Below are 14,137 nucleotides of genomic sequence, written 5' to 3' on the forward strand. Positions count from 1 at the left end.
GTATATGCTTTAATCATTAAAACATATACTTACGTAAATTTTATTTATTGTAAAATCAATCTAAACTTATAGGCTTTTCTCTCTTAACAAACTTAACATCATTAGGCTTATCCATATCCTTTTTAGATATTTTACCGTTGGTGTTAAACTCCCAAATTCCCGATTTTTTACCTTTTTTAAATAATCCTTTGCTTACAACTACATTTTGCGCATTCCTAAAAATAGCTAAACCGTCAAATTGACCGTTTACATAATTTGATTCTTCAAATAAAACGCCATTCTCAGCATATTTCTTATAAAAACCATTTTTGACACCCATTTTATAGGAAGTTTCTTCAGCAATTTTACCACTAGGATAATAAACTTTTCTAATTCCGTCCAACTTGCCATTATTATAAAGCTCCAAAGTCATTATTTTATCAGAATTTTCATGGTAATATTTCCATTCTCCTACGTATAATTTATTGATTAACTTGCCTTCACTTACTTTATTTTTCTTTTGATTGTAAAATATAGTGTAGCACGAATTGTCTTTATCATTAAATTCACGTGTTGCAATAACGGTTCCAACTTGAGTATCATCAAAAAATTTAAACAATCCGACTTCTTTTCCATGACTAAAAGTACCTTCATACCTAGGTCGCTTGGATTCTTCGTAAACTCCTTTCCAAAGACCATCCTTTTTTCCTTGGGCATCTAACTTGTTGAATTCTTGAGCAAACATAGTCGATGATAAAAAAATAAAAAAGTACAAATATTTTGTATTCATAATAAATAACTGTTTTAATATTAACTAAAATGGTGCCGTTTTATTATTGCAAAAATAGGTCCAAAAAATAAAAAATCAATTAAATCTTTAATTTATATGTAAACACTTAGACTTTAGTCAGTTGTTAATTTTTTTATAAAGATTATTTTTTTTGTTTATTGTTTTGCTAAATTTGTTAAACAAACTTATTAATTAATATAAACTTTAAACAAAACGTTATGAAAAAAAATTTTTTATTCAGAAAACTTATTGGTGTAATGACAGTAATGTCGTTGTTTTTGGCTGTAACAAGTTGTAGTGATGATGATGAAAATTCAAACCAACCACAAACAATTGCTCAAATTGCACAAGGAAACTCAAATTTATCAACTTTAGTTGCAGCATTGCAAAGAGCTGATTTGGTAAATGTATTGAATGGTGAAGGAACTTTTACTGTATTTGCTCCAACAAATGCCGCATTCGAAGATTTACTTGGACCAGGTGTATCTGTAGATGCTGTACCAGTAGCGCAATTGAGACAAATTCTTTTAAACCATGTTATTGCTAATGAATTGCCAGCAGCAAATTTACCAGCAGCGGGATACATCAAAACATTAGCAATTGGTTCTGCTTCTACAACAAATACGTTGAGTATGTATGTAGAAAAACAAGGAAATAATGTAATTTTGAATGGTGACGCACAAGTAGTAACGCCAAATATTGAAGCATCTAACGGTGTTATACACGTTGTTGATACTGTTATTGGATTACCAACTGTTGTAGATCATGCAAGTGCTAATGCAAATTTTTCGGATTTAGTTGGCTATTTAGCTACTGCTGATTTAGTTGGAACTTTAGATGGTACTCCAAGTTCTCCATTTACAGTTTTCGCTCCATCAAATGCTGCTTTCGACACGTTTGAATCTCAAAATCCTGGAGTTTTAGCAGGATTAACTGTTCCGCAACTTACTGATATTTTAAAATACCATGTTGTTGGCGGTGCAAATGTTTTAGCTAATGCTATACCAGCTTCAGCTACAACTTTAGAAGGAGGTTCATTACAATTCTCAGGAACTACAATTACTGATGTCAACAACAGACAAACTGGAATTGTAGCAACAGATGTACAAGCATCTAATGGAGTTATTCATGTATTAAACAATGTATTACTTCCATAAACATTAAATTATTATGTACTTTGAAAAAGCTGACCTACTTGTAGATCAGCTTTTTTTATGAGCCTAATTCTAAAGCACGATTATTTGCAGCTTTAACAGCTTTTATAATCACATCTTCAAGGAAATTATCACTAAATACTTTTAATGCTTGCTCCGTAGTTCCACCTTTAGATGCTACTTTTTTAATCCAATCACTGTTAGAAAGAGAACTTGTATTTTGCAAATCAACCGAACCCATGAAGGTCTGGTTTACCAAAAGTTCAGCTTCCGATTGGGAAAAACCTAAAGACTCAGCCGCTTTAATCATTGAATTCATAAAATAAAAAACATAAGCCGGTCCGCTTCCTGAAATCGCGGTTGCGGCATCAATGAGTTTTTCGTTTTCAACATATATCGATTTCCCTGTGGTATTAATTAAATTCTGAATTATAAACAGTTCTTTTCTATCCACATAACTTGATGCAGAAAAAACAGTCATTCCCTTACCAATTTGTGTCGGAATATTAGGCATTGAACGTAAAATTTTAGAGCAACCCAATTGTTTTTCGATAATAGAAATAGTAACACCAGCCATAACAGAAAACACAATTTGATTTGGATTTAAAAATGGTTTAACGTCAAATGCTAACGCACTAAAATCTTGCGGTTTGACAGCTAGAATAATTATATCAAAATCTTCGATTCTCTGATTAGGGATAAATGTAAAATTGGAATAAGGAATACCGTATTCATTTGCAGTTGCATGCAGACTTCTTGTCAAAACATGAATATCTTCTGATTTTATAAATCGAGAACTAATAAAACTGTTGGCATAGGTTTTACCCATGTTCCCAAAACCTATAATCATAACTTTCATAGTTCTAGGTATTAAAAAACTCTGTTTCTAAATTTTACAATTTAAAAACAGAGTTTCAATTATTTAGAAAATAAATGTACTATTTATTTTTCAATCTTTTTTGTTCTTCGGCTTGTTCCATCATTTCTCTCATTTTTTTCTGGAACTTACCTTCTGCTTTTGGCTTCGTTTTATTTTCTTGAATTTTAGCGTGAATTTTATCGCTGTCAATAAAATATTTCTTGATAACCAACATAATTCCGATGGTAATTAAATTAGAAATAAAGTTATACAAACTCAAACCTGAACCATAACTATTAAAGAAAATAAGCATCATCACCGGCGAAAGGTAAATCATTATTTTCATAATCTTAGTCATGTCTGGCATTCCTTCTTGTTGTGGTTGCGCCATTGCATTATCTCCAGATGTCATTTTCATGTAAAAGAAAATAGCAATTGCTGCAAGAATTGGGAATAAACTCACGTGATTACCATATAATGGAATGGTGAATGGCAATTTTAAAACTTGGTCAAAAGAAGATAAATCGTCTGCCCAAAGGAAACTTTTTTGTCTTAATTCAAATGCCGATGGGAAAAACTGAAACGAAGCATACATAAACGGCAACTGAATCAATGCAGGAATACAACCCGCCATTGGATTTACACCTGCTTTGTTGTACAACTTCATGGTTTCTTGTTGTTTTTTCATTGGGTCTTTTTTGAATTTTTCACCCAATTCGGTAATTTCCGGACGCAATACTTTCATTTTTGCCTGAGACAAGAACGACTTGAATGTAATTGGCGACATGGCCAATTTTATAATTATTGTGAAAACGATAATTGCAATTCCAAGTGACATGAACGAACCTAGTAATCCGAAAAGTGGAATAAAAATAAAACGATTGATCCAACCGAAAATTCCCCAACCCAGTGGCACAATTTTCTCGATATTTTTATCGTATGCTTTTAATGTTTTGTAATCTGTTGGACCATAATACCAATTCATTTTATAATCCAATTCGCCATTTTTGTATGCTAATGGCATGCTTGCGTTAAATTGTTTAGTAAAAACAGTATCTTTTTCGTCATTAATTACTAACGAATTTGATTTTAATACGGCTGACTCAAATGGCTTTTCTGTTAACAAAATTGAACTAAAGAAGTGCTGCTTAAAAGCAATAAAAGTAGCACTTTCTGGATTCTCAATTTTATTTTCTCCTTGACCAACATTGTCGTATTTTTCATCTTCGTATTCAAATCTAAGATCGGTGTACTGATTTTCATATTTGATACTTTTCTCATTACTTATGGCTTTTAAATCCCAATTGAAATTAGCCGGTTTTGACGTATTCAAGACTTTACTTAATCCTTGCGAACGAATGTCGAAATCCAACATGTAATCGTTAGGTTTCAAAACATACTTGTATTCTAAAAACTCGTTAGTACCTGCTTTCAATTTCATAGAAAGTATTTGGTTTTCACCCACTTTGGTAATGGTTGGCTCGAAAAATAAGTCTTTGGTATTTAAAACTCGATTATCGGCAGTTTGCAATGTAATGTTTAAATCAGCATTGTTATTTTTTACCAATGAAACTAACTGACCAGAACCTTTTTTAAATTTTTCGAATTGCTTCAAGGTTGCTTCAGAAATGTAACCACCTTTGTTGGCTATTGTTAGTTTTACAACGTCATTTTCTATTGTTGTAAAGGTTTCTTTAGCCGATGGTAATGTTGCTGAATAAGCAAAGCTTCCTAATGCGCCTTGAAGTTTAGCTAGTTTTACGGTGTCGTTTGCAGTTGTATCCACAATTGCAGCAGTAACTTGTTTAGTCGCAACTTCTTTGGCTTTGGCTGCTTTGTCTATCTTTTCTTGCTTGGCTTTTTCGGCTTGCTCTTGTTGGGATTTTTTGCTGCTGTTGAACATAATCCACATTACAATTAAAAAGATTAATGCAAATCCGATTAATGAATTTTTGTCAAATTTCTTTTCTTCCATTTGGTGCTGAACTTAATTCTGTACTTTTTATAAAGTACTATTATTTATTGGTTAGTCGTTGTGTTGACTGTTTTGTTTCAATTGTATTGAAAATGGTTTGTAAGACCTTTATTTTTATTCGAAAACCTAATTCTTTTAGCCCTGATTGAAACGGTAGCTCACGATTTTTATCGTGACTACAAGAGTAAAGCAGGAATTGCGCTACTCGAAAATGCCTACAGTTTTGCTTCTAAAAAAACTATTTTTTATTTTTCACCATAGCATTTACAAAACTTACGAAAAGTGGATGCGGATTGGCAACGGTACTTTTATATTCAGGATGGTATTGTACTCCGATGAAAAATGGGTGGTTTTGTATTTCTATAATTTCTACTAAACCCGTATCTGGATTGACTCCAGAAGCGGTTAGACCTGCCTTTTCCAAATCGTTTAAATACTTAGAATTGAACTCGTAACGGTGACGGTGACGCTCTTCAATTTGCGTTTTTTCGTATATTTTGTGTGCTAATGTATTGTTTTTTATATCACATTTCCAAGCACCAAGTCGCATTGTGCCGCCTTTATCGGTAATGGTTTTTTGCTCTTCCATGATGTTGATTACCGGATGCGATGTGCTGTCGTTCATCTCGGTAGAATTGGCGTCTTTATAACCTAAAACGTTTCTTGAATATTCGATTACTGCCATTTGCATTCCTAGACAAATTCCGAAAAATGGGATGTTGTTTTCACGTGCAAATCGAACTGTTTCAATTTTTCCTTCAATTCCTCGTTCTCCAAAACCTGGAGCAACTAATATTCCATCAAGACCTGACAACTTATCGCTAACATTATCAGCATCAATATATTCTGAATGAATACTGATAACATTCACCTTGGTTTCGTTGGCAGCACCAGCGTGTATAAACGCTTCTAGAATTGACTTGTATGAATCTTGAAGTTCAACATATTTCCCTATCAACCCAATGTTGACAGAGTGTTTTGGATTTTTTAATCGGTGTAGAAATGTATTCCAATTTTTTAAATCTGGTGCGGCTTTTTTAGGAAGATCTAATTTTTTTAAAGCTACAATATCTAATCCTTCTTCTAGCATCAAATTCGGTACTTCGTAGATGGTTGAAGCATCGATAGATTGTATTACTGCTTCGCGTTTTACATTGCAAAAAAGTGCTAATTTCTGACGCAATTCGTCTGATAATTCGTGCTCGGTTCTACAAACTAAGATATCGGCTTTGATACCGCTTTCCATTAACGTTTTTACAGAATGTTGCGTAGGTTTAGTCTTTAATTCTCCAGCTGCGGCAAGAAATGGGACTAGTGTTAGGTGAATTACAATTCCGTTATTTTCTCCAAGTTCCCATACTAACTGACGCACCGATTCTATATAAGGTAATGATTCGATATCACCCACAGTTCCTCCAATTTCGGTAATTACAATGTCGAAATCGCCAGTGTTTCCTAGCAATTGCATTCTATCTTTAATTTCGTTGGTAATGTGAGGAACAACTTGCACCGTTTTTCCAAGAAATTCGCCACGACGTTCTTTTTCTATTACAGAAAGATATACTCTACCTGTGGTAACGTTGTTGGCTTGTGAAGTTGGAACGTTTAGAAATCTTTCGTAATGTCCTAAGTCCAAATCGGTTTCGGCTCCGTCATCTGTTACATAACATTCGCCGTGTTCGTATGGATTTAAAGTTCCTGGATCGACATTTATGTACGGATCAAATTTTTGGATTGTAGTGCGGTAACCTCTTGCTTGAAGTAATTTTGCTAATGATGCTGCGATAATTCCTTTTCCTAATGAGGAAGTTACACCGCCAGTAACAAAAATGTATTTCGTTTGATTCATTGTTTTTTTTTTAGAAGTAGTAACGTAAAAATTTACGCTAGTACCTCTGTAGTGTTGTGTGTTTTTTAAAAGCGATGCAAAAATACAAATTTAATTGGATGTTTAAGTAATTAGACAGATCGATTTTTAGAAATAACAGTAATCTAAAAATCTAATTTTCTAAAAATCTAAAAATCAAATTTGAGGTTTCGGATATTGTTTTTTGATGTTGCGAATTAATTCTTCTAGTCCGTTTAGTTTAAGTTCATAAACGAGTTTGAGTTGTTCGCCAAGTTGACCGTTTGGCAAACGATTGTTATGCAACCAAACCATGTAATATTCGGGCAAATCAATTAAATATTTGCCTTCATATTTGCCGTAAGGCATTTTGGTATGAGCTAGTTTTATAAGAAGTTTTTGTTGGTCGTCCATTTTTTGAAGAGAATAGAAAAAAGACAATAGATTATAGACCTTTGAACCTCTATATTCTATGTTCTATATTCTTGATTTATTTCCAATTAAAAACAATTTCCTTCTTAATATCTGGGTGCAGACTAAAATGAACTGGACAAGTCATTGCCGTTTTTTCTAAAATAGTTTTGGTTTTTTCGTCGGCAATTAAATTCATATTGAACGTTACCTGAATTTCTGCAATTCGTCTTGGTTCTGTTCCCATGACTTTTGTTACTTCAGCGGTCGAACCCGAAAAATCTAGTTCCATTGCATTTGCTTTGATTCCCATTACGGTAAACATGCAACTTGCTAGAGCATTAGCAACAAAATCGGTTGGTGAAAACGCTTCGCCTTTACCATTATTATCTACAGGTGCGTCTGAAATGATTTCTGTTCCAGATTGTAAATGAATGGATGATGTTCGTAATTCTCCTAAATAGGTTACTTTGGAAGTTGCCATTATTGTGCAGTTTTTATGGTTAAATCGGTATCGTAGTACTGAATGTAAATTCCGTTATTGGTAAAACCGCCTGATATCTTTTTGTTGTAATCAAACTTATTTTCAATTTGCTCGGTGGCAGCATCATTTACTGTTTCTTCAAATGTTTTGTCTTGAGCCAATCGCAACATGGTATCAAAAGTTAAATCGAAACCACGAATTGCATACTGATTAGGAACTATTTTATTCTTCTTTTTGTAGGCTCTTTCAAATTGTTTTGCCTCGTCAGAATCGTTTTCTTTGGTAATTGATGGATAAGCCATTTTCAATTTTGTCAATCGACTAAGTGGAATTTCTTCAAAATCTAAAGTTTCATTTGGCTCCAAAATGACCAACTGCACTTGATAGTCTTTCATTGCACTCTGCATTACACTCGTGGTAGTTAAAATTGCCGAAGTTTTTTCGGATGCTAAAACCACATAATTCATTCGGTCTTTTACAAAATATTTTTTGATGCTGTCTGCTACAAACGATCCACTATCAGAAGTTCCAACTATTTTTACATCTTTTTGATAGTCTTCAATATAATCTTTAACCGAAGTTTTTTTAGGTGAAATAACAGCAATTATATTCCCGTTTTTTTCGCGCATATAAGTAAACATGGCGTTTTTAATCGCTTCATTTTGTGGTGTTGATTGGTATAAATTAGCAAATGATTTACCTTCATCTTTCGACAATGGCGAAATTACTGGAATATTTTTCGACTCTAATTCGGAAGCTACTTTTTCAACATTAACTTGATAAAACGGACCAATAACTGCATCTGTATTGGCAAAATCACTGCTTTTAACAACTGACAATGCCGTAGTTGAATTCTTGGTTTCTTGCGAATCAAATATTTTTACATCCAAATTAATTCCTAGAACTTTAGCAGAATCGATTGCCATTAAGGCACCAGAATAAAAATCCAAAGTCATGTTTAGAAACTTATCTTTCTTTAGTCGCTCTCCAATTGACGTTACCGTATCATTTTGAATTTTAGAAGCGTTAAATGGTAAAAATAAAACCAATTGTTTTCTTTGCTTGGTAGAAATTGATTTGGTTAAATCTTTCAAATCGCTTTTAGTTTCTTTAGCAATTGAAATAGTTGCAGGAACTTTCAAGGTCATTCCTTCTTTAACTCCATCTTTCAAGTCTGGATTTAATCCTATGATAGCGGCTTCAGACAAACCAAATTGACGTGTCAAACTGTACAAGGTTTCGCCCGATTTTACGGTATATTCTAAAGCTTTTGGTTGTGCTTTTTCTACAATTGCTTTCGGCGTTTCTTCTTTATTTTCAGTTACATTAACTGGTTTATTGTTATTTCCTGTAACTTTAAGTTTAAAACCAACAGGAAGATTCTCAACAATTTCAGGATTGAGTTTTTCTAATTCCTGAACTGTCATTCCGTATTTGGTTGCAATTCCGTATTTCGTTTCTTTGGGTTGTACTTCGTGAACAGAAAACATTTTAGTTCCTGAAGCCATTTTTGGAGGATTTTCGTACTTGATAATTTTCAAAATTTGACCAGGTTGCAAACCATCTGCCTTTAAAAACGGATTAGCTTCTTCTAAATCTTCGATCGAAATATCATATTTTTTAGTTATGCTATATAAGGTTTCTTTTGCAACTACTTCATGAGTTTTATCCGATGATTTTGTAGTTACTGATGGTTTAGCTTTTGCTTTCACATCTGCTTTAGTTTCTACTTTTCCAATACTTTTTGGAATTAATAAAACCGAATTCGGTTGAATTCCATTTTGAGAATCAGGATTCAACTTGTAAATATCGTACGGCGTAACCTTATATTTTAGAGCTATTTGAGCAATAGTTTCACCTTTAGCCACAGTATGCTTGGTGTAGTTTTGTCCAAAAACAGCACACGTAAAAACCAAAACCAAAATGTAAATAACTCTTTTAAACATATCTTTTTATTTTAAATTACAAAATCAACTTCAATATCAATTTCAAAAATCAATTTCAAAATTTTCCAAATTGAATTTTGCCATTGGCATTGTCATTGATATTGAAAACTATTCCCACTCAATAGTTGCAGGCGGTTTCGAGCTAATATCATATACAACTCTGTTGACACCTTTCACTTTATTGATAATTTCGTTTGAGATTTTCATCAAAAACTCATACGGTAAATGTACCCAATCTGCCGTCATTCCATCGGTAGATTCTACAGCGCGAAGTGCTACAACTTTTTCGTAAGTTCGCTCATCGCCCATTACTCCTACACTATTTACTGGAAGCAAAATTGCACCTGCTTGCCAAACCTTATCATACAATCCGTGTTCTTTCAATCCGTTGATGAAAACCGCATCTACTTCTTGTAAAATGCGAACTTTCTCTGGTGTAATATCGCCTAGAATTCTAATCGATAATCCTGGACCAGGAAACGGATGACGTCCTAATAATTCAGGGTCTATTCCTAATGTTGCTCCTACTCTTCTCACTTCATCTTTAAACAACATTCGAAGTGGCTCTACGATTTTCAACTTCATGAAATCAGGTAAACCACCAACATTATGATGCGATTTAATTGTGGCACTCGGACCTTTAACCGAAATCGATTCGATAACATCAGGATAAATTGTTCCTTGTGCCAACCAAGATACGTCTTCAATAATTTTCGATTCATCGTCGAAAACTTCAATAAAAACGCGTCCTATTATTTTACGTTTCGTTTCTGGATCATCAACTCCTGCCAATTCATTCAAAAAACGTGCCGAAGCATCAACGCCTTTGACATTTAAACCCATTCCTTTATATTGTTCCAGAACGCTTTCAAATTCATTTTTACGCAATAATCCGTTGTTTACGAAGATACAATATAGGTTTGCTCCAATTGCTTTGTGCAATAAAACCGCCGCAACTGTAGAATCTACACCGCCCGAAAGTCCTAAAACTACTTTATCATTTCCTACCTTGTCTTGCAAATCTTTAACGCAATCGTCAACAAAAGCATTTGGAGTGAAATTTTGAGGAACTTCGGCAATTTTTACCAAGAAATTCTCTAACATTTGTTTTCCGTCAGTCGAATGATACACTTCTGGGTGAAACTGAATGGCGTAGGTTGTTTCGCCTTCAATTTTGTATGCCGCATTTTCTACGTCGTTAGTACTTGCCAGTTTTACACCGTTGGTTGGTAAATGTTTTATGGTGTCACTATGACTCATCCAAACCTGTGAATTAAGGTTTACATTTTCAAAGAAAACTTCGTCTTCCTTAATGTAAGACAAATTCGCTCTTCCGTATTCTCTAATGTTGGAAGCCGCAACTTCACCACCAGAAAAATGGGCCAAATATTGTGCACCATAACACACGGCAAGCAAAGGCATTTTGCCACGAATATGCGATAAATCTATCTTTAAAGCATCGTCAGCGCGCACCGAGTAAGGGCTTCCGCCAAGGATAACCGCTTTGTAAGACGATAAATCAGTTGGATAATTGTTGTAAGGGAAAATTTCGCAGAATATATTTAATTCGCGAACGCGGCGTGCAATAAGTTGTGTGTATTGCGATCCGAAATCTAAAATAAGTACGTTGTGTTGCATGCGCAAAAGTACTATTTTTAGCAGAAAATAAAAAATGGAATTTAGAAAATAGTAGATTTTTTTTGGAGCGACCCGAGCTTTAGCGAATTGGCAAAGCAATGGTTTGGGCATTTTCTAATTTTGTAATTCCTGCTTTTCGCTTTACTTCGTGCCACTTCAAATGAAATTCATCGAACTCCAATTAAAATCATTAAAATAGTGAGATAATCATGGCTAGAAAGGCTTTGTCTTTTGTGAAATTATGGAATTTCATAAAACTAAAATCTATTCTTATAATAATTCAAAATCTACTTTCTTTTTTTATTCTCAAAATTCCCCAAATAAGTATTAAGCAAAATCACTTCTTCCTCAGTTATCATTCCTTCTTGCTGGTAAGGAACAATTACATCAGTAACAAAATCATATTCAATATCGTTATTTATTTTTTTACGCTTTAATATTTTCGCCATTTTATTTTCTCGTTTAAAAGGCAAATTTTCTTCTTTAATTCTTCTCCAAAACTCTTCAACATTTTCTCCAGATCCTTCCTGAAAGCGAGTAAATACTTCTTCTTCAAGATATTTTAAACTTCTCATATTTTGAAATTTTGGTTCAGGATTATTGATGAAAAATAATCGTTCTTTACAACAATGTAAAGTATGATTTATCGAATCAACATCCCAGTTTTTTGGAGGAAATTTTTCCAATGATTCAATCGCAATTATTGCAGCCTTAGATAAATTTTCAGCCGCTTCAGTAAACTTTTTACTTGCCATTTTTATTTTAACATTTTAACATTACAAAACTACTTATCTATAATTAACATCAAAACAAATCCTATAAAATATCTTTCAAAAAATTAATTTATTATTTAATCACTAATTCTTCTTGTTTCATTAAATTTGAATTCAAATTAAAATCATGCTCAAAACAATTCTCTACATAGCAATCGGTGGCGCTGTTGGCAGTGTTTTACGTTACTTAACATCGGTATTGGTAAATAAATATTGGTCCAATCATTTTCCGTTAGCCACTTTTATTACTAATATTTTGGGTTGTTTTTTAATTGGATTACTTATTGGTATTTTAGAGAAAAATAATCTGGCAAACACCAATTTGAAATGGTTTTTAATTACAGGTTTTTGTGGCGGCTATACCACATTTTCCACTTTTGGTTACGAAAATTATTCCCTTTTTCAGGACAATAATTCGTTAGTAGCTTTTGTATACATTGGCTTGAGTATTCTAGTTGGTTTATTGGCCGTTTGGTTTGGACTTACAATTACTAAATAATTACAACTTACAAAATGAGTTCTACTAAATTTATTTTTTTACTTATTTCTTCGTTAACAATTATTGTGAACGTTAGTTTTTCTCAAAGTAAAACAACCTCAGAAGAAAATTGTTTGATAACAAATAGCAAAGATTTAAAAAAAAACACGACGAAAATGAATCAATTAAATGTTCTTGGTACCGAATTAAAGTTAGCTAGTATCGATCCATTAACTGGTTTTTACAGAAATGGGTATTGTTCAACGGATGCAAATGACCGTGGTGTTCACGTGGTTGCAGCAGTAGTTACAGAAGAGTTTTTAAATTATTCTCTTACAAAAGGAAACGATTTAATTTCAGCCTATCCTGCTAACGGATTCCCAGGTTTAAAACCAGGTGACGTTTGGTGTCTGTGCGCATTACGATGGAAAGAAGCACTCAATGCAGGTATTGCACCGCCTGTTATACTTGAAGCTACCAATAGTAAAGCTTTAGAACATGTTAAACTTGAGGAATTAATAAGTAAAAAATTTGAAAACTAAAACTTGTGATTTGTGTAAAGTCGAAGAATCCATACTGTTTCGAATTCAAATTCAAAAAGGTAAAACTTGGCTCTTTGTATGCAAATCGTGCTGTGTGAAATCCCAAAAATTAGAAAACTACAAATATGGTGGAACTTGGAAAGGCACGCGCCATTGATTCCAAAATAACTTTACATTTTTCTGAAAAAGTAAACATTAAATTCTGTGTTAATCTGTGTAGTGATTGTGTTAATTTTTAGTATTTTCGCAACCTATGAACGAAAAAGACATTCAAGCCATTCAAGAATTGTTGGCTACGCCCAAGAAAATTGCGATTATTCCACACCGAAGTCCAGACGGAGATGCTATGGGATCTACGCTGGGATTGTATCATTTTTTATTAAAATTAAATCATAATCCAGTTGTAATTGTACCTAATGATTTCCCTAATTTCTTAGCTTGGTTACCCGCTTCTGAAACTGTTTTGGTTTATGAAAACGACAAGGAAAATGTGTCCAAAATTATTCAGGAACAAGAACTAATTTTTACTTTAGATTTTAATGCTTTACATCGCACTGGCGAGTTGGAACACGTTTTAAACAAACTTTCCACACCCATGATCATGATTGATCATCATCAAGCGCCAGATGCCTATGCTACAGTTACCTATTCTGATACTTCATTTGGATCTACCTGTGAGATGGTCTATAATTTTATTGAATTTCTAGGTAAAAAAGAAGTACTTGATAAAACAATTGCAACTTGCTTGTATACTGGAATACTTACCGATTCTGGTGGGTTTAAATTTCCAAAAACAACTGGTACAACACACCGAATTGTTGCTGAATTTATAGATTTAGGAGTTGAAAACACTGAAATTCCTACCTTACTTTTCGACAATAATTCTTATAATAGATTACAGCTTCTTGGTCGATCGCTTCAAAATATGAAAGTAATGCCCGAATTTAAAACGGCATACATTTCGCTTTCACAAAATGAGCTAGATGAATTTCATTATGAAAAAGGTGATACTGAAGGCAATGTAAATTACGGATTGTCAATTAAAGGCATTATTTTTGCAGCCATTTTTATAGAACACCGTGACGAAAATGTTATTAAAATTTCGTTTCGTTCGCAAGGAGATTTTGATGTAAACCAGTTTGCAAGAACCTATTTTGGTGGTGGTGGACATATTAATGCAGCAGGTGGAAAATCAAACGACACGCTGGCCAATACAATCAATAAGTTTGAAAAAATAGTATCTACTTTGGATATTTAAAAAG

14 protein-coding genes are annotated in these 14,137 nt (G+C 33.3%); 5 read left to right on the forward strand and 9 right to left on the reverse strand.

Annotation, left to right across the window (positions count from 1 at the left end; all coding sequences use genetic code 11):
* Positions 1–55: 55 nt before the first annotated feature.
* A complete protein-coding gene (locus ACZ098_RS02520) occupies positions 56–769 on the reverse strand; it encodes a toxin-antitoxin system YwqK family antitoxin (RefSeq protein WP_487310157.1) in 714 nt (237 codons plus the stop codon).
* Positions 770–987: 218 nt separating this feature from the next.
* Between ACZ098_RS02520 and ACZ098_RS02525 the strand changes: the two genes are divergently transcribed.
* Positions 988–1,926, forward strand: a complete 939-nt coding sequence (locus ACZ098_RS02525; protein ID WP_487310158.1) for a fasciclin domain-containing protein — start codon at positions 988–990, stop codon at positions 1,924–1,926.
* A gap of 55 nt (positions 1,927–1,981) precedes the next feature.
* On the opposite strand, the gene proC is transcribed toward ACZ098_RS02525, so the two are convergent.
* The 8 genes from proC to ACZ098_RS02565 all read right to left on the reverse strand — a co-directional run bounded on the left by proC (position 1,982) and on the right by ACZ098_RS02565 (position 11,837).
* On the reverse strand, positions 1,982–2,782 hold the full coding sequence (gene proC, locus ACZ098_RS02530; protein ID WP_487310159.1) for a pyrroline-5-carboxylate reductase: 801 nt from the start codon (positions 2,780–2,782) through the stop codon (positions 1,982–1,984).
* 79 nt (positions 2,783–2,861) lie between these two features.
* Complete coding sequence (gene yidC, locus ACZ098_RS02535) at positions 2,862–4,757, reverse strand: membrane protein insertase YidC (RefSeq protein WP_487310160.1); 1,896 nt, start codon at positions 4,755–4,757, stop codon at positions 2,862–2,864.
* Between the two features lie 238 nt (positions 4,758–4,995).
* Positions 4,996–6,606 (reverse strand): CTP synthase, encoded by a 1,611-nt coding sequence (gene pyrG / locus ACZ098_RS02540; RefSeq protein WP_487310161.1) that lies wholly within the window; start codon positions 6,604–6,606, stop codon positions 4,996–4,998.
* Between the two features lie 174 nt (positions 6,607–6,780).
* Positions 6,781–7,017: a DUF3820 family protein gene (locus ACZ098_RS02545; protein WP_487310162.1), complete on the reverse strand. Its 237-nt coding sequence runs from the start codon at positions 7,015–7,017 to the stop codon at positions 6,781–6,783.
* 76 nt (positions 7,018–7,093) lie between these two features.
* On the reverse strand, positions 7,094–7,498 hold the full coding sequence (locus ACZ098_RS02550) for an OsmC family protein (protein ID WP_487310163.1): 405 nt from the start codon (positions 7,496–7,498) through the stop codon (positions 7,094–7,096).
* Positions 7,498–9,444, reverse strand: a complete 1,947-nt coding sequence (locus ACZ098_RS02555) for a PBP1 and LysM peptidoglycan-binding domain-containing protein (protein ID WP_487310164.1) — start codon at positions 9,442–9,444, stop codon at positions 7,498–7,500. Before ACZ098_RS02555 ends, ACZ098_RS02550 begins: the two co-directional genes overlap by 1 nt.
* A gap of 108 nt (positions 9,445–9,552) precedes the next feature.
* Positions 9,553–11,082 (reverse strand): glutamine-hydrolyzing GMP synthase, encoded by a 1,530-nt coding sequence (gene guaA, locus ACZ098_RS02560; RefSeq protein WP_487310165.1) that lies wholly within the window; start codon positions 11,080–11,082, stop codon positions 9,553–9,555.
* Between the two features lie 287 nt (positions 11,083–11,369).
* On the reverse strand, positions 11,370–11,837 hold the full coding sequence (locus tag ACZ098_RS02565; RefSeq protein ID WP_487310166.1) for a hypothetical protein: 468 nt from the start codon (positions 11,835–11,837) through the stop codon (positions 11,370–11,372).
* A 145-nt stretch (positions 11,838–11,982) separates the two neighbouring features.
* Between ACZ098_RS02565 and crcB the strand changes: the two genes are divergently transcribed.
* The 4 genes from crcB to ACZ098_RS02585 all read left to right on the forward strand — a co-directional run bounded on the left by crcB (position 11,983) and on the right by ACZ098_RS02585 (position 14,133).
* A complete protein-coding gene (crcB, locus tag ACZ098_RS02570) occupies positions 11,983–12,354 on the forward strand; it encodes a fluoride efflux transporter CrcB (RefSeq protein WP_487310167.1) in 372 nt (123 codons plus the stop codon).
* Between the two features lie 155 nt (positions 12,355–12,509).
* Complete coding sequence (locus tag ACZ098_RS02575; RefSeq protein ID WP_487310168.1) at positions 12,510–12,875, forward strand: DUF2237 family protein; 366 nt, start codon at positions 12,510–12,512, stop codon at positions 12,873–12,875.
* A 10-nt stretch (positions 12,876–12,885) separates the two neighbouring features.
* Complete coding sequence (locus ACZ098_RS02580; RefSeq protein ID WP_487310529.1) at positions 12,886–13,032, forward strand: hypothetical protein; 147 nt, start codon at positions 12,886–12,888, stop codon at positions 13,030–13,032.
* A gap of 96 nt (positions 13,033–13,128) precedes the next feature.
* On the forward strand, positions 13,129–14,133 hold the full coding sequence (locus ACZ098_RS02585; RefSeq protein WP_487310169.1) for a DHH family phosphoesterase: 1,005 nt from the start codon (positions 13,129–13,131) through the stop codon (positions 14,131–14,133).
* Positions 14,134–14,137 lie beyond the last annotated feature (4 nt).

It is taken from the genome of Flavobacterium sp. SP2, from assembly GCF_057626655.1.